The 21,006-nt window shown below is 41.1% G+C and carries 12 protein-coding genes and 2 tRNA genes; 4 read left to right on the top strand and 10 right to left on the bottom strand.

All coding sequences use genetic code 11. The annotated features are described in order from the left end of the window. Positions 1 to 175: 175 nt before the first annotated feature. Both I8T81_RS18090 and I8T81_RS18095 read left to right on the top strand, forming a co-directional pair. A tRNA-Gly gene (locus I8T81_RS18090) sits at positions 176 to 251 on the top strand. A gap of 45 nt (positions 252 to 296) precedes the next feature. After that, positions 297 to 372: transfer RNA gene (locus tag I8T81_RS18095), tRNA-Gly, on the top strand. Between the two features lie 170 nt (positions 373 to 542). On the opposite strand, the gene I8T81_RS18100 is transcribed toward I8T81_RS18095, so the two are convergent. The 9 genes from I8T81_RS18100 to abaR form a co-directional block, all read right to left on the bottom strand. Next, positions 543 to 1,304 (bottom strand): 4'-phosphopantetheinyl transferase family protein, encoded by a 762-nt coding sequence (locus I8T81_RS18100; protein WP_198071777.1) that lies wholly within the window; start codon positions 1,302 to 1,304, stop codon positions 543 to 545. Beyond that, complete coding sequence (locus tag I8T81_RS18105; protein WP_198071778.1) at positions 1,297 to 3,162, bottom strand: alpha/beta fold hydrolase; 1,866 nt, start codon at positions 3,160 to 3,162, stop codon at positions 1,297 to 1,299. The genes I8T81_RS18100 and I8T81_RS18105 overlap by 8 nt, the downstream gene beginning before the upstream one ends. A 52-nt stretch (positions 3,163 to 3,214) precedes the next feature. After that, positions 3,215 to 4,486, bottom strand: coding sequence for a porin (locus I8T81_RS18110; RefSeq protein ID WP_198071779.1), 1,272 nt, complete (start codon positions 4,484 to 4,486; stop codon positions 3,215 to 3,217). After that, a complete protein-coding gene (locus I8T81_RS18115) occupies positions 4,483 to 8,133 on the bottom strand; it encodes an outer membrane lipoprotein-sorting protein (RefSeq protein WP_198071780.1) in 3,651 nt (1,216 codons plus the stop codon). Before I8T81_RS18115 ends, I8T81_RS18110 begins: the two co-directional genes overlap by 4 nt. A gap of 24 nt (positions 8,134 to 8,157) precedes the next feature. Continuing rightward, positions 8,158 to 12,117 carry a non-ribosomal peptide synthetase gene (locus I8T81_RS18120; RefSeq protein WP_198071781.1) on the bottom strand — a complete coding sequence of 1,320 codons (3,960 nt, stop codon included), beginning with the start codon at positions 12,115 to 12,117 and terminating at the stop codon, positions 8,158 to 8,160. Further along, a complete protein-coding gene (locus I8T81_RS18125; RefSeq protein WP_001030690.1) occupies positions 12,114 to 12,374 on the bottom strand; it encodes an acyl carrier protein in 261 nt (86 codons plus the stop codon). Before I8T81_RS18125 ends, I8T81_RS18120 begins: the two co-directional genes overlap by 4 nt. After that, a complete protein-coding gene (locus I8T81_RS18130) occupies positions 12,371 to 14,146 on the bottom strand; it encodes an acyl-CoA dehydrogenase (protein WP_081400359.1) in 1,776 nt (591 codons plus the stop codon). The genes I8T81_RS18125 and I8T81_RS18130 overlap by 4 nt, the downstream gene beginning before the upstream one ends. Before the next feature lie 51 nt (positions 14,147 to 14,197). Then, positions 14,198 to 16,087 carry a fatty acyl-AMP ligase gene (locus I8T81_RS18135; protein WP_198071782.1) on the bottom strand — a complete coding sequence of 630 codons (1,890 nt, stop codon included), beginning with the start codon at positions 16,085 to 16,087 and terminating at the stop codon, positions 14,198 to 14,200. 718 nt (positions 16,088 to 16,805) lie between these two features. Continuing rightward, the gene (abaR, locus tag I8T81_RS18140; protein WP_004705982.1) at positions 16,806 to 17,522 is read right to left on the bottom strand and encodes a LuxR family transcriptional regulator AbaR; all 717 of its coding nucleotides are present in this window, start codon (positions 17,520 to 17,522) and stop codon (positions 16,806 to 16,808) included. 817 nt (positions 17,523 to 18,339) lie between these two features. Between abaR and I8T81_RS18145 the strand changes: the two genes are divergently transcribed. Next, on the top strand, positions 18,340 to 18,756 hold the full coding sequence (locus I8T81_RS18145) for a DUF4902 domain-containing protein (RefSeq protein WP_198071783.1): 417 nt from the start codon (positions 18,340 to 18,342) through the stop codon (positions 18,754 to 18,756). 63 nt (positions 18,757 to 18,819) lie between these two features. Next, entirely contained in the window at positions 18,820 to 19,386 is a 567-nt protein-coding gene (gene abaI, locus I8T81_RS18150) for an acyl-homoserine-lactone synthase AbaI (protein WP_081401429.1), read from the top strand. 142 nt (positions 19,387 to 19,528) lie between these two features. Here the strand turns inward: abaI and I8T81_RS18155 are convergent, their stop codons facing one another. Continuing rightward, positions 19,529 to 20,890, bottom strand: a complete 1,362-nt coding sequence (locus I8T81_RS18155) for an MFS transporter (protein ID WP_198071784.1) — start codon at positions 20,888 to 20,890, stop codon at positions 19,529 to 19,531. Between the last annotated feature and the right edge of the window lie 116 nt (positions 20,891 to 21,006).

The following is a 21,006-nucleotide window of genomic DNA, read 5'->3' on the forward strand; positions in this document are numbered from 1 at the left end:
GACAAACAAAAGTTGCTCTTGTATGCCTTGACCTCGAATAAAATGTCTATTTATTCGGCAACTTATCAATAAAATAACTCTAAATGCTCATTTCTGTTTTTATTTTATGCAATCAGCATAATTATTTGCATAAAGTTGTTGACCCTTGTTTTGCTTAATGTATTATAAGCGGCACGCGGGAATAGCTCAGTTGGTAGAGCATAACCTTGCCAAGGTTGGGGTCGCGAGTTCGAGTCTCGTTTCCCGCTCCAAATTGGTTTTTTTTGAGAAAGTTTTAGTAAAAACTGCTCATATATGCGGGAATAGCTCAGTTGGTAGAGCATAACCTTGCCAAGGTTGGGGTCGCGAGTTCGAGTCTCGTTTCCCGCTCCAAATTTAAAAGGCCCTAGTCGAAAGACTGGGGCTTTTTTCTTTTTATCGATTCTTATTTTGTACTCAATCTATTCACAGCAGAACTTACTGAAAAAGAACTCAACTCCAAAGAAAGATTTTCTACCTTCTACCAGATTCACTTTTTTAAATTGCAGTTGTCTTCATTTAATTTAGGTATATTCGCAAGGTGTCGGCTTCATTGGATGCATAGATATACACGGCAGTAATTGGAAACATTCCATATTAAAGCGTTCTATATTGTGGCTCTGCTGTAAACATATGGAAAAGATAAAATTGCAATCATAGATATAACTTTGAAAATGATATTGTTCTGTGTTTTGAGCATCATGAGTTGCATCAAAAAACTGTATATGTTCAGAAAAGACATGGAAATTAAGCTTCTTTAAATGGCTGCTCATTCCATGACCAGTACATTTAATATAGGATTCCTTTAAGGTCCATATTTGAAAAAACCGCTGATATACACTGAATGGATCAGTACTTTCATTTTCCTGAATCCAGTCTATTTCACTCAGCGCTAATACACTGTCGACACGCCTCCATTCGAACTCTCGATTCACTCGTTCAACATCGACGCCTATTTCTCCTTCTCCAGTCACAGCAAGGACAATAACATCCGCTGAGTGGCTAAGATTAAAATAAATAGTCTTACCGTCTTGTACAAAAGGTTTGCCGTTCGGTTGTAATTGAATATTGACTTGATGGGGTGAAATACCCAGCTTATCTGCTAAAATAGACTTCGTTAAGACACGAGAAATCAAGAAAAGAAGCGCTGCTTGAGGAAGATATTGATCATATCTCAACTTTTCTGCTGCATTGAGAAAGCTGAGATAATGACTCAATATCACATGATCTTGTGGTACCCGTGAAACTGGGCAAACAAAAACTTTTACTTGGGCTATATTAGACATCACTAAGCTGTGCTGTAGTACTGATGTATTTAGTTAGAACTGGTGTGAGATAATCATAAACTGCTTCTACATGGGTCACATGCGGATTATGACCTGCACCAGCAATGCTATGTACAGGAATATTAGGACTGATTGTAGTAACAAGTGGGTCCTTCTCTCCAACAATGATTTCAACTTTAGAGCTAAGCTCGTTTAACAAAGCTGTTTGAGATGCTCGCTGCTGAGGCAAACTAATACGGTGCATATACTCACTAATATGCTTGGCTACCGACACCCGGCGTAATGAATCCATCGCATAACCAACAGATGGATTTTTTTGCCCCTCTGGATGTAAGTCTTTAGCAATCATATCTTTTGGCACAAAACGGAAAATCAGATTAGATACCGCTTGTATCTGAAACATTTTAGCAGCCTGTGCCTGAACAAAATAAGGCGATATGAGAATAAGACGTGCAACTTTATCTGGATGTTTCTTTGCAAGGTTCAATGCAAAGAGACATCCTAACGAGTGGGCAATCACAACACTATTTGGCGCTAAAAGCTTTGCAGCAGTATCGATAAACTGATGATTGTTATCTTCAATCACCTCATAACTACCCGAACGCCCAAGTCCGGGTAAGTCCATCATAGCGACCTGATCGTATGTAATTTTATTGATAATTGGAGACCAACATGCACTATCAAATGGAATACCGTGTAAAAATAATGCAGAAGATTTTTCCGAACCAACCGACTGTTTAGTATAAATTTCTGTCCAATATCGGTTTTGATAACTAAAAGAATTAGGTATTGAAACTTGCATACGACCAAAGCGTGTAAGCACCAGACGATCAATCCAACGAGAGAAATATGGAGTGATATTAATCAAGTCCGCGATGCCCATCTTCACTGCCATCGCCTCTGCCCCATCAACATGATAGTGCTCAGTAGAAATGAAAGAGAGTTGTTCTTTAGAACCGTCAAGTAATACTTCAGGTAGTTTTTCTAATAGACCTTTAGGTAGCTGTAAATGTGGTGAGCTAACCCCTAAATGCTCGGCAGCGAGGTGAACGAGGCGATGAAATTTCGGTGTCTTAGGATCAAGCAGCATATACTCCTGAGCAATGGTCTCAGGATAAGACATCGTTCGGATTAAAAAGCTCACGATATACTGCATATTACATAGTGGCAGGAATGTGTCACGGCCACCTGGCAATGCCAGTAGACGTCCCTGATAGAGCTTATCAATCATGTCCGCAATACCGATATATTGCATATCGCCATACTTATAGAAACCATCAATAACTGTAGCTGGATTTATTGCAGTCCATGGCACATTTAAACGCTTACAAGCCTCAATGAAAGCTTGATAACCCAAAATTTTTGAAGCTTCATAGCCACCATGTTTGCAATACAACTCATCAGCCGACTCTTGTGGCGGAGCAGCCACACGATATCCACCAATCCAGATAAATCGCTCAAGCTGCTTCAATGTTGCGGCCCATTCAATTAAGGCGAGTCCTGACTTAACATTTGTACGCTCAGCTTCAGCTTTGCTAATCCCCCAATTAAATGACGCTGCAAGATGATAAATTACATGGATCTTTGCCTGAGCATCCGCTAGCAGAGAGTCCAGCTTAAAATCACGGCTCAAATCATATTCAACAAATGAAATAGATGGATCAGCAAGCCCTTCTGTTGCAATGAAACCTAACAGCTTATCTTTCTTAGTTGCAGCATTACGTAGCGCAGCAATGACCTGATGACCCTCACGCAAAAGATCAACGACTAGTCTGCTGCCAATAAAACCTGCTGCACCTGTTACTAATATGGTCTTCCGTGAAAAATTATCTTTTTTTGCTTTCTTTAAATTATCCATAAGTCACCTTATTAGGGCTGGGCAATCCAGCATTGTTTTGGAGCGAATTATCTTAAAAATTATATCGGATCTGGGCATATACCAGACTGTTATCTCTAAATTGTCCTAACACCGTATCATTTTTGCCCCAGAAACGATCTCCACCTGCATTCAACTGCCAGTGATCATTGAGGTTGTAGTTAATACGCACTCTCAATAACTCATTCGGCTCTGGTGCAAAATAAAACCCTGTAAACTCTAGCTTTAGGTTGTCATTCATTAGGTTAAGTGCATAACGCAGCATAGCCCCATACTGATTCTGTTGATACTGGTCACTGATGGTTTGTTGATAACGATAAACTTCTCTCAATAATGGATCTGTTAAGCTATCGGCAGACCTTACATCCTCCGTATGTTTGTACACGCCCATTAAACTCAGCGTGGAATTTTTTAATGATAATTCTGGCCCCACGACAACAGTTAAATTATTTTTTTTGTGTGTAAGATCTTCACTGCCATCCGAGTCAGTCTTTATATAAGCAGCTTCACCTCTCCATACGATATCGTTATGGTTATAACTGAAATCTACTCCATAGACAGACATAGGATTATTTTTCAGCTGTAATGTTGCCCCTGCTGGAGATAACGACTGTAGTGACAAATCAGGCATGTGATCCAAACCTGAAAAATACGATGCCCCGACATCTAGACCATCTACAGAATAATCCCAACGTACTGCAAACATAGGACGGCTCTTACGGTCTATGTCATACTGAACACCAGCAATCTGACGCAATGGAATCACATCTGAACGACTACGCGGATACCACAATGCGGTCCATTTATTGGTTCCAGATTCAGGAATATACGTCAATTTGAGTGCATCATTTCCAAGACGTTGATCTGTCTCATCTGGTACTAGACGCGTATAGTCACGAGGCGAGAGATTATCCGTTGGGTTAATCCCATCAGCCCTTCCCCAGATGACAATCTGACGACCAACATCAACATAAACGGTCTGATCCCAGTTATAAGAGGCATATAACTCACGTAAGTTACGATTTACCTTACTCACTTGATCTGGATTCACAGTATGGTCCGTTTCGTCTCCAACCACTATGTCGTAATGCAGCTTAAATGCAGGGTTAAACTTGAGCGTACCATTGGACCAGAAACTTGCCTGTCCAATGTTTTTTAATGAACTTAAATCACGATCTGATGACCATACATCGAGTCTGGCTGAGTTCTGGCTCACAAAACTAATTTCACTGTCATCTGCATAAGCATGCTGCAGTAGCATAAAGCTACTGCAGCATGCAAACACCCAATAGGCACCTTGCGTCATTTTTCAAGGCTCTGCGGTGAGAAAAGCTTATCGGATAAAGTTTTTTCTGCCACAAAATCATTGACGATCACTTGCGTCATATGTTGAGTTTGCAGATTTTTCGCCATAGATTTCATGGCCTGCCATCTTGGTTTCACTTTGCCGTAAGGACGGATATCGGTGAATTCAATGTGTTTTAAAGGCTTACCTGCAGTATCCCAAATGTCGATGGTTGCTGTAACAAAGTTGTCTTTGAGTATGCACATGCGACGTTTACTATAACCAAAGTCACTCTTCACAGTATTGTTAATTGGTGTTGCTTCAATCATGTAGCAATCTTTGCCATTAAATTTGCCATCTGCAAGTTTCGTATACTTCCAGTCACTGAGCTTATAACCAAGCACATCACCATAACTAAAGTCCGTACCAATAAAAGCATCACCTTTATTCGCTGATGCAAGACGGCGTACTTTTTTCAATGCAGGCAAATAGACAAACATGCTATCGCTGCCTTTCGCATTTTCAATTAACAACGTCGTGGTTCCTTGAACATCTGCTGGCGAGATGAACTCAGTCAAACGCATGTTGTTCTGAGTATTTCCAGCAAGCTTGGTCATGTTTTTAGTTAAACGTACACGTTGCTCGCCATTTTTAGAGGTCAAAATAAATTTAGCGCTAGCGGTTGAAGACAAGAACTTAGAGGCATCATCACTACGATTAACAATGTCTTGAACCTCATCTGCATGAGATGTTTTAGGTAATGAAAAAGTGAGTGCTGTACCCAACAAAAGGCTTGTCACAACTGTTTGTGCAACAGGAATGCTCTTCTTATTTGAAGAAAAGATAAAACGAGGTTTCAACATCAGAATCATTGTAGGTACCATAATTAAGGTTGCAAATACACTGAACAGCATCGCAATCACAATAAACATTGCGAGCCATTGATGAACGTGGAAGCCTTGTGATAAGGACAATACGCCATACCCACCGGCAACCGCAGTCGCGACAAAAAGAGATGCCTTACCAGCAGTACTTAAAGTTTTACGAATAGCGTCTTTGATATCGCCGCCTTCTTCGCGCAAGATTTCACGCAAGCGGTAGAGGAAGTAAATGGCATAATCCGCACCAATACCTACAGCCATGGCCGAGATGAGTGAGTTTGGAATATTGAGCGGAATGTCGAGCCATCCCATCACACCAAATATGGCAAGAATTGAGAACAGAAGTGGTGTAAGAACAATCAGTCCAGCTGAAATCGAACGGAAAACCAATGCTGAAATAAAGAATACGGCAAATGAAATTTGTAAAATGTTCATGAGCTTGCCGTGAACCATTGTTTCAGTTAAGGCAATGGTCTGCGTCACATCACCACCAAAACTTACTACAGCTTTATCACCCAATTGACCCGCCATATAGGTTTTTAGCGACTCAAGGATTTCTTTAATGCGATGATTACTGCCTGTTTTCAGAAGAACAGTGATCTTGGCATAACGCTGAGTGGTATCAATGTATGAATCAAAATCAGTCGGCTCACCAGACATTGAATACAACAGCAGATACTGAGCAACGACATCTTTGGTTGCAGGAACCTGAAATGCCTGTGGCTGATCAGCATTCATTGCCTGATTCATTCGTTTGATATAGTCCACGATAGAGATGGTTTTACCGACCTCTGGAATTGAGTTTGCGAACTTTTCTGTATTATCAATCGCTTTTAGGATTTCAGGGTTTTCAATACCATCACGAACCTTCGTATCAACCATAATATAAAGGCTGTTTGTGCCACCAAGAGACTGATTCAAGAATCTGTCGTCTTGTTGCATTGGTAAGTCGCGAGCGAAGAAATTACGGCTATCGTTGTCTACCACAATACGGCTCGTGCCAATAGCAAGAAAGACGCCCATTGCCGCAATCGCAGTCATTAACATCATTCGTGGACGAACTGATAAAATGACATCACCAATACGGTTTGGAATCCAATCCCAGATCGGCAAGCCTTTGCGTTTGACCTTCACAACTGAAGGCGGTGGCAACATTGAGCGAAGTGCCGGAATAAAAGTCATCTCAATCACCAGCGTACTGATGATCCCGATTCCTGTAAAAATACCGAATGAACGAATAGTGGGAATGTTGAAGGTCAACAATGAGAAGAAACCAGCCGCTGCAATACCACCAGCCAATACCATAACTGGACCCACACGAACCAAAGACTGCACTACAGCTTCGCTATTGGCAGCTTTAGGTTCCATCCCTTGAGCAATCAGGCGATCAAAATCTTCATAGTAGCGCTTGAGCAACTGCACGGCGTGCCCTGCCGCAATAGCTAAAATCAGAATCGGCGTAGGCGAGTTAAAGATATCCATTGGCTGTTTGAACAAGCCCATCATGCCCATACCCCATGCCACAGCCAACAAAGCTGTAACGAGTGGCAGAATCAAACCTTGCTTGCTGCGGAATGCTTCAAAGTGCAATAAACCAATCACCAATACGGCAATCGGGAACAAGATATTGATACGTTTAGAGTAATCTTCAGCTTTATCCAGATACACAGGATTACCACCGACACTGATGGTCATATCTTTAGATTGTTCACTCTCTACAATTTTGTTGATTGGGCCCATCATCTTTTGGAAGCCCTCTGGACTTTCCTCAAGCTCAAGCAAAATCGCAGCAGTTCTTTGATCTTTCGATACCACTGAATTCATATAGGTTGGATTCAGTGCCAGTAGTTTTTTCAGGTGATCGATATCCTCCTGAGTCACTGAACTGCTTGGTAATAGTTTCTTGGCATCGAAGCCTTCTGCATTCGCCTCGATTCCTTTCGCCTGACGTGCAGCCAGACTCATCATAGTTGAGCGAACTACACCAGGTGCATTATCCACTTCTTCGGTAATGCGTTTGACTTTCTCCAACACCTGCGGCTGATAAATATCACCCTGCTTCGGTGTAATACCGATCACGACCATATATTTGGAGCCGAATTTCTTTTCAATCAGCTTGGTCGAGGTAATATAAGGATGCCCCTTAGGCGCAAGTGCATCTGGGTCAATAATAATTTTTACACCAGATGCCAGATACGCTAGAGCAAGTGTTAAGAGCATCACCACAGTCAAAACAATACGGCGATGGCTAAGAATCCAACGCGCGTATTTCTCCATTACTTGTTGAGTCTTACGAGGTGGTTTACTGGTCTCGATAGTTGGTTTATTTTCATTGCCAACCGACTCATAGGCTTCACCCCTTTGAGCCAATGCTTGAAGATTATCAACATCTTTTTTGAACTGAGCGAGTACCATCTTTTTTAGCAGCGCTGGCGGCAATACACCAAAAAAGCTACCCGGTTCTGCCTCAAACATCCATTCAATCCACGTACCTTCCGGATGTGGTTTGAAACGGTAAGTACCTGTGTAGTGAAAGGGTCCTTCCACTACTTTAAACGCATACAATTCATTCGGTACTAGATGTGTAATTTCACCTTTAAAGGACATTTCACGACCAATAAAGCTAAAACCAATCTCGTACTTACTGCCCACACGCGGAGTACTGTCTAGCAGTTCAGAATGCTTACACGACAATTGCCAACCTGCATCATTGGCCGGGTTTGCAAGGTAGTTAAAAACCTTGTCAATCTCGGCCGGTATGAGGAAAGCATGTTCTATGGTCACCATAGTGGTTCTACCTTCTTGTATTTCTTATGCAGGAATTGGATACATCTGATCAATGGTCTGGGCCACAGCCACGACATTCTCAGCGTACATAATTGATGAATGGTCACCAGGCAAATCCACTTGTGTAAATGTTTCTTTGACCAGTTGATCCCAACCTAGACTTTCTCCGAAGTCTTCCTGCTCATCTTTGGCCTTGACCAATAGAATTGGAAAATCTTCAGGATCTGGGAAATAGGTCTGGAGTGCGATGCCATTCGCCAAATAGGTATCAAAGTAAAGTCGGAAATCTGATGGATCAGCATCTAACGGTAGAACATTGATGGCCTTAGCTTCTTTAAGTACATGATCAAACATTTGATCTGGACTCAATTCACGCAAGTATTGCGCTGGGATCGTTAACTTTTTGCCATAAGGTGCAGCTAAATCACGGGCGAACCAAGACAAAAGCATGGCATCGTCGGCATCTTCAGGCACATTTTCTGGAATTGGAGCACGAGTATCGATCATGACAATACCTGTGACCTGTTGCCCCATTTGACGCAACTGACGACTGATCTCATAAGCAATCGCCCCACCGAAACACCAGCCACCGAGGAAATAAGGGCCTTGAGGCTGCATCTTTTGCATTTCAGCAATATAGAGCGTCGCCATTTCTTCAATCGCCACTTCCGCAGCATCGGCTTCAATCAGTCCAGGAGATTGAATAGCACGTAAGGTACGATTCGGGTTGAGGTGACGCGAAAGCTCCATATAACAGAAGGTACTGCCACCAATTGGATGGAACAGCCACAGCGGTTGTTCATAAGTTCCACGGCGTAGTTCAATTACGATAGATGGCTTAATTTCTTTATTTTCGCGAATGATCTCACTCAGACTCGCCACAGTGGAATATTGAGCCAACAAAGCAACTGACAGTTCGGTACCGAAAGCCTTTTTGAGATGGTTGACAAGCTTCACAGCTAATAAAGAATGCCCACCTAGTTCGAAGAAATCATCATGTATACCAACTCGCTTGACTGACAAGATCTGTTCAAAGGTAGTACACAATTCGATTTCGATCGGATCACGCGGTGCAACATAATCATTGCTCTGCTCAAAGATCGGCTCAGGAAATGCCTTACGATCCAACTTATTGTTGGCCGTCATTGGAAATTCATCCAATCGGATAAACGCACTTGGCACCATATAAGCTGGAAGATGGATTTGCAGGGTCTTTTTTAAACCAGCAATATCAAGCTCTTGTCCAGTTACATACGCCACCAGTTTCTGGTCGCTGTCAGCTGTGGTCTTAACCAGCACTACTGCATCTGTGATACCGTCGATCTGTTTGAGAACATTCTCGATTTCACCTAGTTCAATACGGAATCCACGGATTTTAACTTGGAAATCTAGACGTCCATGATGAGTCAAACGTCCATCTGTACGCAGGCAGACTTTATCCCCTGTTCGGTAGAGTCGACCAGCATTTGGTAGAGATGGCAATGTTCTAAATTGTGCATCTGTGAGTTCAGGTCGATGCCAGTAATCAACTGCCAGACCATCACCACCAATCCAAAGCTCACCCATAACGCCTGGTGGAACCAAACGCTGCTGCTCATCAAGGACATAAAGCTGGGTATTCGCCAGTGGTTCACCTAAATCAATATACTTTGCATCGGTGATACGAGCTGCACTAGACCACACTGTAGTTTCAGTCGGGCCATAGACATTCCATAGACAACCAACTTTATCCAGCAGTTTTTCTGCAAGAATAGTATCTAGCGCTTCACCTCCACAGAGTGCAGTCAACCCTGCATTGCCGCTCCACTCGCTATCTAAGAGCATTTTCCAAGAAGCCGGTGTAGCCTGTAACACATTGATAGACTTAGCATTTAGATAATCTACGAGCTGATTACCATCTTGTGATACTTCACGTGGGCATACATGCACCACACCGCCGTACATAAGCGGAATGAGTAATTCAAGAATTGAAATATCAAATGCATACGTGGTGATTGCTAACAACTGAGTTTCAGTCGTTACTTGCAGTCTATCATTCATAGATAGCAAGAAATTGATAATTGAAGGATGCCCAATACGAACACCTTTAGGCTTACCTGTCGAACCTGATGTGTACATCACATAAGCTATGTCACCAAAGGCAAGCGTCTCGCGCACTTTCTCAAGTGCCACAACACCAGCTTGATTGATATCTAAGTGAGGCACAGAACTGTTAAGAGCATCCATTAACTCGGTTTGAGTCAAGATGACTTTAGGTTCGGCATCTTCAATGATGTTTTGTAGACGTTCAGTTGGGAAGTTAGGATCCAGTGGCACATAAGCTGCCCCTGCCGCCCAGATTCCAAGTATTGCTGCTGGCAATAACGCTGTGCGGTCTAACATGAGACCTACACGATCGCCACGTGTAATACCGTGTGCACGCAAATATTCAGCAATACCAGCAATATGTTGACCTAACTCACGGTAGCTAACCGCATGATCGTTCGAGGTCAAAGCATAATGATCACCGCGCTCATCAATCTGCTTTAAAATCATTGCGAATAGATCATGCTGAGCATAATCAGTCGCCTTTCCACGAAGAGCCTCGAACTGAATGCCATCTTTATAATCAGGTGCGATATTTAATTCAACAATCTTACGTTCAGGATGAGCCACTATCTCAGATAGTACAGCTTGCAGCAGTTGCACCATATTCTCAGCAGACTGTGCAAAAAATAACTCAGTGTTATATTTCAATACACCAACAAGTTCACCCTGATATTCACCGCCCATTTCTAGCGTAATATCCAACTGTCCTTCTTGCTGGCGAACTGGAAAACTTCCTAAAGTTAAATCTTGACCAACCAAAGTAGCTGGGGTTTGGATTGGCAGAAGTAGTTCTTTAAACTCATCCATACCGCCTAGACGTTCCCAGAACATTCCTACCTGAGCCAATGGGTTAATACTGCCATCACGCTTTGGTGAAACAGCCTCAACTACTCTAGAAAAAGCAACTTTTTGATGCTTAAGGCTCTGTCTTAATTGTTCCTGAACTTGCTGGGTAAATTGACGTAAAGTCAAATCAGCATCGATGTCCATCTGGATAGCTATTGTGTTGACGAACTGCCCCAATGCATTACGCAAAGAGCGTTCAAGTCGACCAGCTACAGGTGTGGCAATAACTAGATTATTTTCATTAGAGAGTTTGTGCAGCAGGATATAGAAACCAGATAGCACAAGTCCGAACAATGTGATCTCATAATCTTTCGCCAAGTTTACAAGACCAGATGACACTGATTCAGGTACACGGAAAGCCAGTGAGCTACCCTTATGCTGCTGTACAGCTGGACGAGGATAATCAAGCGGAATGCTATGCACATGTGGTGCATGTTTCAGTGTATTTTTCCAGAAAAGTAAACTTTCATCAGTATCATCGATTACGCTGCTCTGCTGCTTATCGGCATACTGTGCAAACTCAATTCCGTTCACTGTATCCGCCTCTGCAACGAGTCCAAAACGTTTGCTGACGTCTCGCAGCAACAGACCAATTGACCAAAAATCCATGAGCGCATGATGAATCACAACGGCAATCACATAGTGATTTTGTCCACGCTCATAACAATGAACACGCCACAATGGTGGCTGAGTCAGGTCAAACGGCTGCTTGGTGTCTTGCTCAACCAATTGCGTCAAATCAGAAGCTTCAATATGACGAGCATCAGAAAAGATGATATTCGGATAGACACGATCCCAGATGAGTTGCTCAATCCCCTGATCATTGGCAGGCATGCTGACACGCAACAGCGGATAATCATGCATTATCGCTTCCAGAATCTCCATCGGCTTGTTGCCTAATGGTTGATTGACCTTCACATCAAAGGCCACCACCATATTGTAGGCACTGCAAGTTGGCTCAAGACGCTGGATGTACCAAATACCAAGCTGTTCCGCAGAAATCGCATGACGCGACAGAACTTCCGGTTCTAGTCGTGCAAGGTTGTTCATGAAGCAACTCCCTGTTGCAACTCAGAAACAAGATATTCGGCCAACGCATTGATTGTTGGGTAATCCCATAAGAGGGTCGGCTCAAGCTCCAGTTTTGTCAGATCTTCTAAGTCCCCAGATACAGACAAAGCAACGATCGAATCAAGACCATAACTGGTAAATTTTTGATCTGGATCAATCGTCTCAGGCTCTACGCGCATTTCTTTGGCTACTAGCGTACGAATAATTGCGCTCCAGTAAGCTTTATCTTTATTCATGGGGTAATCTCCTCTTTAACCGGTTTGGCATCACGTGGTGCCAGTGCAAAATCGATGACGGATAACATATGGTTAGTTGAAATTCGGTCTAGCAAATCTGCCAATGTACTTTCACGCAATGACGTCATAGGAGGAGCTGTCTGTCCTTCAGCGGCATTTAAGAAAATGATCAGCCATGCACCATCCTGTAAAGCTGGTCTTAGGGCCTTACGGTTAAAAACCCAGAAACCCAACACGGCAATACGAGCAAATAACTCGGCGTAGCTACGAGCAAGATTAAAGCGCAACGTTTCAAACTCTTTGCTCTGCTCAGAATTTGAGAAGTAATCCTGAATTTTTTGATCTAAAGAACGTTGTTCAACCAGAAGTTGGCCTGCTTGTTCACGTAGCGTAGTAAGTGTCTTAGCAGACAATCCTGCTGTGACATCGGCATCGTTGAGCATTTCGATGATTGTTTCGAGTGATTCCATCACCAAATCACCATCTCGGTTGAAAATCTCAAGCTCGCGGAAATCAATAGCGCCTGTCTCTACCTGCAAGTCATACAACTGGCGATAGCGTGCTTTAGCTTCTGATTGATTGAGATGGTCGGCTTTTTTGCTACGACCTTTATTGGCAGATTTGAGCTGAAAACTCAGACTGTCTAGGCAAACGGTGCTACTACCGTCAAACACACTAACAATCAGATGGTCTCTGAATGCTTTCTGATACATTCCATCCGCATACGCATTTCTTAAGAAAAAGCGTGACCCAAGTACTGAAGAAGTGATCTTGGCAAGTGATTCTACATACTCAGGTACCAGCACCTTGACGATTGGTGACCATGTACTGAACTGATTGATACATACGTGCAAACCACGCGCACCAACAAGTGATAACACCTCAGCCGCTAAAAGGTAGGCATAAGCTGTAGCGAGCTGCTCACGTACCAACGGAATACTGATTACTTTTTTATTATATAACTCGCGTTCAATAGCAAACTCGGTCGCAATGCGTAGCATCGTATCGCCAGCACCTAGAGAGAAGCTACTGCAATATGCACGTGTTACCTGTAGCGTCTTAAGCCCAAGCTCTAGGCCTTGGCCTTCTTCACCGATCAGGGCATCTTTGTGAATTTCAGCGTTGTTAAAACCAATACCGCTGATATCTAGACCACGCATACCCACTGTTGGTAGTCGGTTCAGGCTATATGTTTCTTTTGAGGCCATATGACGCTTATCGAGCCAGAATGCGCTTAGGCTACGTGGTCCACGATCGTCTGATGTTTTAGCGATCAGACTTAAAGAGTCTCCTAAAGTGGCACGGTTAATTGACCATTTTTCGCCATTTAAAACATATTTACTCTCGGTAGATTGCGCTGTCACTTCACTCGATAGCAGGTCGGCGCCATGGGCTTTCTCGCTATAAGCCAGCGCTGGAGCAGCACCACTCAAAATTCGACTAGCAATGTTTTGGCATTGATTCGCATTACCGCCGATCCAGACAATCACAGACCAAGCATTCGTACTATAGGTCGAGTTGATAGTTAGATCACGTCGTGCCAGCACGCGATGTAGATATAGCAATTCTTCACCAATTTCCATACGACCTCCAAGCTCTGAAGGTACATAGAAACGGTTCATACCTACCGCATTCAGAAAATCAACAGCACGCTGAGGGTACTGTTCTTTCTCATCACGTTCGATGGCAGCAGACCAAGAAAAGTCGTTGTTAGTATCATGTACGGAGCCTAAAATTTGCTCCAGACGAGCAGCAGATTGAAACTGCCGCAAATTGGACGTAAGTGACATGAATTTTCACTCAAATGATTAAAGGGTAAGGGTTTAAAACAAAGCACTTTTCAGACGATTAAAAATCAGCTTGCGCACTTCACGTTCCTTGATCATTGAGTTGAGTAGATTGGAGCTATAACGAATCAGCTGCCCCCGCTGCTCACGATCACGGATGACTTCTAAACCGTTCTTGACATAGTTTCGAGCAATCACCGTTCTACGGTTTGGATGGGTTAAACAGACCAATTGACCGCGTTCGATCTGCTCTTTAATTTTTCTTCTTCTAATTTTGCCGCTCGTGGTCTTATTTATTCGGCCTTGATGCAGTAAAAAGACACCTTCTACAGGCAAGCCAATCTCAGATGTCACTTGTTCCTTGACCTGAGTTCTAATAGCTTCAAAATTGAGAGTCTTGTCTAGTGACTTCTTCTTGATTTCAAGTACAACCGTAACACCGTCAGAATCAGCAACATTCACTGCTGCAACACAACCTTTACGAACAGCAGGATGCGCCATTTCAACAGAGCACTCGATATCTTGTGGATAATAGTTCTTGCCACGAATGATAATCACATCCTTAAGGCGACCAGTCACATATAGGTCTCCATCTTTGACAAAGCCCATATCCCCCGTTCTTAAGTAATGCAATTGGCTAGGCTGACCCGCTTCATCGACAATAGTCGCGGCAAAAGTTTCCTGATTGACCTCTGGCTTCTGCCAATAGCCGGCTGTAACACTCTCACCTGCCAACCAGATTTCACCAACTTCATGAGCAGCTACTTCTTGATGGGTATGCGGATTGACGATACGGCAATCGATGTGTGCAGAGATCTTGCCACAGCTCACCACTTGTACAGCATTCTGGTCTTGACTGATTTCTACCAAGTGGGCATTTAATTTGTCACGATCAAGTGAAATAGCATTCAGAGGGCCAGTTACACCACTGACTAAAAGCGTGACTTCTGCCAAGCCATAACATGGCAAGAAAGTATCCAGCTTCAATTTCGACTGAGTATTAAATTTCTCCATGAAGCGCTGCATAACGTGAGCTTTGATTGGCTCAGCACCATTAAACATTACACGAACGCGACTCAGATCAAGTGCTGCAGCGTCCTCATCAGAGATACGATGCAAGCACAACTCATAAGCAAAGTTTGGCCCACCACTGATCGTGACGCCTTTTTCGCTAATGAATTGTAGCCATTTCAGGGGTTTTCGAATGAAGTCCAGCGGCGACATAACATAACAGGTCAGTCCCACATAAACGGTCTGTAAAACTGAGCCAATTAATCCCATGTCGTGATAAACAGGCAACCATGTCAGGCCAATATCATCCGGCTGCGTACAAAAGGCTTCGGCAATCATGACCTCATTTGCCATAATATTTTTATGGGTAACGATCACCCCTTTAGGCCAACCTGTTGATCCTGAAGTGTACTGAAGGAAACAAACATCATCTTCATCAATAAGCGGAAAATCTTTTTCCACTACATCACGCTGCAATTGGGCATCAACTGCATGTAATATTAAGCTTTCATTTTGAGCCTTTAATGTGATCAGACCTGATAGCTCAAGAATCTTTTTTGTTGTGAGTACTATCTTTGGCTCACAGTCATTCATAATATTCAAAATATTAGAAAAACCATTACGATTAAACGGTAAGCTGACTGGTACTGCGATGATTTTAGCTTTTAGACAAGCAAAGAACGAAACGATAAAGTCTAGACCAGGTTCAAATAGCAATACTGCACGATCGCCACTATTTACAAGGTTTAGTAATATCTGAGCTTGATATTGAACTCGCTCGTTCAGATCTGCATACGTCAAAGCTTGAATACCACCCGATTGGCGTCCCAAATACTCGAAAGCGGTCTTAGCTCCATTTAATTTCGCGTGGGATTCCAAAGTTGCAATGATATTATCCGTACACATTACAGCCATAACTTACTCCGATTAATTATAATTAACCCTTCAAAGAAACCTGTTGTTTCAGAAATTCAACTTCTAGCTGGGGGTTTTAATAAAAATGAATATACTTTTGTTTAAAATATAAATTCACATTATATTTTATGTGCGGGTGTTTTTTATTACACCTGTAAGTGTTAACAGGTTAGGCAACTTTTATTTAAAATTAAGAGCTTAGTTCTCTTTTATAATTATTTTTATTCAGTTAAAGATTACAAATTATTGTAATTAATTAAACTTAAAAAGCTATCCTAATAGCCTCGATTTAGAATATATCAAGCTAATATTGTTAATTTTATCTAAACCACAAAAACATACTGAGTTCGAATTTTCATTTTTTCTTAACTTTAGGTTCGTATTTTAGATAAAATTTATGATTTTAATGGTTACATGTAATCTAACTAAAAATTATATTTAACTCCACAACTTTTATTTTTTAATAAAAATCTTAATTTAATTATACTTAAGCTTTGATTAAATACTTAAAACTAAATATATACATAAGTTGTGAAATTCATCTTACTTTCCGACCATAAAAAATAAAAAGTTAAATTAGAATTAAATATATTAAAAAGAAAATTTTTAATTTTGATAATTATTATATTTTAATAAAGATAAATAATTTTTTAAATTTAATTTAAAATACACATCACAACTATTTAAATTTAATATTATTTTTATTATAAACTTAGTTTTACAATAGTCCTAACATTACAGCACGAATTGCTGCTGAAATTTTATTATTCACATTTAGTTTTTGCATTGAATTACTCAGATGGAAATTTATGGTTCTTTCACTTACTCCAAGAATCTGTGCAATCTCAGCTGACGTTTTACCCTCAGCCGTCCAACGTAGAACCTCTTTTTCTCGGTTCGTTAAATATAGATTAAACTGAGAGAACTCAACATCATTTACAATTTTAGCAATGCTGGAATGTACAGTTTGAGTTAGCCAATACATATTTGTATATTGTGCCTTTTGTTCTTTTTCAGATAATTGGTCGCTGGATCTTGCCAAAGTTAGCATTCCACGTGTCCCAATGAAATCACGACTTGACTGTGCCCAACCAACATTTAAACCATAAGAACGCGCTTCCTCCCAGAAGTCTTTCTCTGCTTGTGTATGAGTGTATTGACTTGACCAGACAAGAGGTTTCAGTGAAACCATACAGTGCTGAACAGTTGGGTCGACCTTAACATACTGCTGTTCCACATAGCGTTGCTGCCATGCTTGAGGATAATTATTCAGCATAATTGTTTTTGGTTCAGCAATAGATAATGGTGACTGCATACCATAAGCACAATAATCAAATCCAAGCTTTGATGCTGTCGATTTGACGACTTCAAATAATTGGTATTCATCTTGCACGATCAAAAATGCTGATAATAAATCCTCTTGCCAACTTTCCATTTGCTCTCATTAGACTCCGGCCAAAAATCATTTTTTGTTCAGTTTCATCTTATGAATTCAAGCAATCAAATTGAAGTATAGGCCTTATCTTTTACCCTTATTCCAATAAAGCTCTGCGAGAATCTAAAAGATTTTTAGGTACTAAAATATTTTGAACACCTATTCCTCTTTTATTGATTTCTCAATTGCAGATTTTGAATTCATCATTCAATTAACAACACTTTTAAGCCTAAATGGGTGCAAATTCTTCAGATAAACTAAATTTCTAAAAGCTTTTAAGGTTGTTATATTTCAGGTGCAGATTATGCTTGAAAAAAAATTTTTATAGGATGCATTTTATTCCAAAAAATAATTATTTTTAAATAAATACTAAGACTTTACTACTTATTATCAACGAGATATTTTTATTAATTTAATTTAATAATAACTTCCAACAACACCTAAAATTATGAAATTTTACCATTTATTATATATAGAAACTAAAAACATCTACAATAATTTAAAAAATCAAATAATTACATCATAATCTGTATTGCTTATGATTATCTTTCAATAATGAGAATAGATAATCCATATAAAGTTCATCATCGGTCGTATGATTTCGTAGTTTTCAACAAGTTATTTTCGACTAAAGAACTAAAGTTACTCTATTCTCATATAAGTAAATCTTAATATCCAAGCACCCCTCTAATAAGGTCAGCTTAACGATATAGGCCATGGAACTATCTTTAACCTGTTAAATATGACAGTATTTCATTGGCAATAATTTATGTTATTTATCAGTAGAATTCCATTTTAGGTTACTTAAACAGGTAGCATGGTCAGCATACCCACTCATTTTCCAATCTCAGCAGATGGTTTTATTCGGATGAATGAAAACCAGCTTATGAACCACCCTCTCCGACACATCTTATCCATTGTTGAATCAATACAAATCGAAGATTCACAAATTTTCTATTACGGTTTTACTGAATGGGCAACACTAAAGACCCCTGCTTTAAGTACTGGATGGGACTGGGTATTCATTGAGCAAAATGGGTCCGCTAGCTTAAAACGAATTGGCCTGCCGAGAAGCAATATCATGATCGTTGATGTATCTGGTACAGATATTGGATTTGATGTGACTGGATCATTAATCGGGAAGAAAATCGACAGCCTGTTCTGGGAACAGTTCATTTATGCCCAAATCAATACAAGATTAACAAAGTCTAAATTGAGCCCTAATTTCTCCTAGCAACCTGTAAATTTTTACAGTTACCGCCTTCTTAGCTGTTCAGTAAAGTCACATCAAAAATAAGTGGAAGCACTTGTAATGAATATTATTGCTGGATTTCAAAACAATTTTTCAGAAGGCTTATATACCAAATTTAAAAGTTACCGCTACAAGGTGTTTGTTGAACATTTGGGATGGGAGTTAAACTGTCCACATAATGAAGAATTAGATCAATTTGATAAAGTCGATACAGCTTACGTCGTCGCTCAAGACAGAGAGTCCAATATTATTGGTTGTGCCAGATTACTACCTACAACTCAACCGTATTTACTGGGTGAAATATTTCCTCAATTAATGAATGGAATGCCTATTCCCTGCTCACCAGAAATTTGGGAACTCTCAAGGTTTTCTGCCGTAGATTTCTCGAATCCACCTACCACAGCGACTCAAGCAGTATCATCACCTGTTTCGATTGCCATTCTGCAAGAAGCAATTAACTTTGCAAGAGAACAAGGTGCCAAACAACTTATTACCACCTCACCTCTTGGGGTAGAGCGGTTACTACGTGCTGCTGGGTTTCGTGCCCATCGTGCAGGCCCACCAATGACGATTGATGGATATGCTATGTTTGCATGCTTGATTGAAGTGTAGTTCGTTAAATCAAAGTCTAAGAATATTGGCGACATTGCAAAGATGAAGGTCTTAAACGGCAATCTCGTTTCACTCGCCAAATTTCAAAAGCCCTAGTCAAAAAGATTAGGGCTTTTGAAATTTGAAAGACTCAAACTTAATATTAAGACTGCTCAGTAATTTTGGTTTTCAAATTTAATTCTGATTTTTTATGGTAAGCCTCATCAGTTTTAGTTTGCCAATCACGTGGCATAAATGAAGTCGATATAATCGCAACGATAGCCATAGATCCAATATAAATCATAATTAAGTAAGGATTACCCTGCCCGATACTTAAAAGTTTGGTCGCAATTAACGGCGCTAAACCACCACCAAGCACCCCAGCCAACTGTACCGAAATTGAAATTCCGCTATAACGAATTTCTGCTGGAAATTGACGTGCAAAAAGCTGAGCTTGCGGCGCATACATAATTGGGAATACAACACCAATTGCTAAAACAATGGCTGTCCAGACTAATACCGGATCTTTGGTGTTGAGCATGGTAAAAAATGGATAGCTGTAAAGCGCCAGTATGCATAAACCAAACATAAACATATTGCGTTGGCCAACCTTATCAGACAAATGTCCACACAACGGCGTCATAAATAGAATGACTATTGCACCGCAAATGGTGGCAAACAAAATGTCTTGGCGTGCGATTCCAAGTTGCGCAGTGGTATAAGCCAATGTAAAAGTTGAAGCAATATAAAACCATGCGTTCTCGGCAGCACGCGCTAAAATAATGGTGATGAGTTGCTTTGGATGGTTTTTAAAAACTTGTAAGGCAGGAACTTTGACTTCTTCGGACTGCTGTTTTACTTTTTCAAAATCTGGTGACTCTGGTACTTTTACCCGAATGTACCAACCCACTGCCAGTAAAATAATGCTGGCAAGAAATGGTAAACGCCAGCCCCAGCTAAACAATGCTTGCTCAGGTAATAACGACACCAGTCCTAATGCAATTGAGGCTAGCATTAAACCGCCACCTGTACTGGCTTGAGGCAAACTTCCCCAAAACCCTTTACCACCTTCGGGTGCATGTTCAACAGCCATAAGCACAGCACCGCCCCATTCACCACCCATGGCCATACCTTGAATGAATCGTAAGACAACCAAACCAATTGCAGCCCAGTATCCAATTGATTCGTAAGTCGGTAATAAGCCAATGAGTACCGTTGGAATTCCCATGAGCATCAGAGTCAGTAGTAACATCGATTTACGGCCAATCTTGTCACCAAAATGACCAAAGACTAAACCACCAAGTGGACGGCCAATAAAACCAACGGCATAGGTAGCGAATGCCGCAAGTACACCTGTAAGTGGGTCTAATTTAGGAAAAAATAGCTTGTTAAAAATCAGCGCTGCCGCCGCACCATAGATAAAAAAGTCATACCACTCAATAGTAGTGCCGACCATGCTAGAGATGCCTGCTAATCGATGTGACGACTTTTTAGGATGTGAACCGTTTCCATGTATTGATTGCATCATAATATCCTTTTTAGATTTTCTTGTTTTATCTTTTTTATGCTTATGACCAGCCCTGACCATAAGCATTTTCAGGTCTCGCTTTATCTCCTTAAGCTTTTTAGAGTTGCGTAATA

This window comes from Acinetobacter seifertii (assembly GCF_016064815.1).
In the GTDB taxonomy this organism is placed as follows: domain Bacteria; phylum Pseudomonadota; class Gammaproteobacteria; order Pseudomonadales; family Moraxellaceae; genus Acinetobacter; species Acinetobacter seifertii.

Excerpts from the sequence above, each read along its gene's own strand:
- I8T81_RS18125 (WP_001030690.1), bottom strand. The coding sequence starts at position 12,374 with ATGAATAAAGATAAAGCTTACTGGAGCGCAATTATTCGTACGCTAGTA.
- I8T81_RS18115 (WP_198071780.1), bottom strand. The coding sequence starts at position 8,133 with ATGGTGACCATAGAACATGCTTTCCTCATACCGGCCGAGATTGACAAG.
- I8T81_RS18100 (WP_198071777.1), bottom strand. The coding sequence starts at position 1,304 with ATGTCTAATATAGCCCAAGTAAAAGTTTTTGTTTGCCCAGTTTCACGG.
- I8T81_RS18110 (WP_198071779.1), bottom strand. The coding sequence starts at position 4,486 with ATGACGCAAGGTGCCTATTGGGTGTTTGCATGCTGCAGTAGCTTTATG.
- I8T81_RS18135 (WP_198071782.1), bottom strand. The coding sequence starts at position 16,087 with ATGGCTGTAATGTGTACGGATAATATCATTGCAACTTTGGAATCCCAC.
- I8T81_RS18155 (WP_198071784.1), bottom strand. The coding sequence starts at position 20,890 with ATGCAATCAATACATGGAAACGGTTCACATCCTAAAAAGTCGTCACAT.
- abaR (WP_004705982.1), bottom strand. The coding sequence starts at position 17,522 with ATGGAAAGTTGGCAAGAGGATTTATTATCAGCATTTTTGATCGTGCAA.
- I8T81_RS18120 (WP_198071781.1), bottom strand. The coding sequence starts at position 12,117 with ATGAACAACCTTGCACGACTAGAACCGGAAGTTCTGTCGCGTCATGCG.
- I8T81_RS18145 (WP_198071783.1), top strand. The coding sequence starts at position 18,340 with ATGGTCAGCATACCCACTCATTTTCCAATCTCAGCAGATGGTTTTATT.
- I8T81_RS18105 (WP_198071778.1), bottom strand. The coding sequence starts at position 3,162 with ATGGATAATTTAAAGAAAGCAAAAAAAGATAATTTTTCACGGAAGACC.